Origin of the sequence: Novosphingobium umbonatum, assembly GCF_004005905.1 — a bacterium.
GTDB lineage: Bacteria > Pseudomonadota > Alphaproteobacteria > Sphingomonadales > Sphingomonadaceae > Novosphingobium > Novosphingobium umbonatum.
Window position 1 is genome coordinate 1 of the sequence record NZ_SACO01000053.1, and the last position, 511, is coordinate 511.

Genomic DNA, 511 nt, shown 5'->3' on the forward strand with positions numbered 1-511 from the left:
GGCCCGAAAGGCCGCCCGACCGACCAATAATCGTCCGCTCAACCCCGCAAAACGGCATTCCCTGCGCCGCCGACAACCCCTCGCGCACTTGCCACGCCAAATTTACACGGTTCTTCGAGGTGTCCAGCTTCTCTTCGTCGCTCCAATTCCGGCGACGCTCCACCCGTACGACCGCTCCGCCATCCCGGCGAGCGCCCATACGAGGCTCGTTTGACTGTTCTTCTTCCACTCGCAAGGCCTCCATCTGCCCCGCGAAATCTACGCTACCCCAATGCCGCGCAAGGCCGGGGTCCGTCGGCGCTTACCTCCCAACGCCGGGCCTGTGGGCTGATTGGTGTCGATCCCAAAACGGTTCGGCGTGAACGCCCGCCTGACCACAGCGCCATGGACTTGTAACGGATTTGTGCCGGTCACCTGAGCGTTTTATGCTCGCAACAGGAGACCGACGAGATGATGAAGCATAGTGAAGATTTTAAGCGAGAGGCGGTTCGGATCGCGCTGACCAGCGGGC

The 511-nt window shown here is 61.8% G+C and carries 1 protein-coding gene; it reads right to left on the bottom strand.

Features of this window, described 5'->3' with window-relative positions; genetic code table 11:
• A partial coding sequence (locus EOE18_RS18725) for a hypothetical protein (protein ID WP_220446054.1) occupies positions 1-229 on the bottom strand: 229 nt, incomplete at its 3' end.
• Positions 230-511 lie beyond the last annotated feature (282 nt).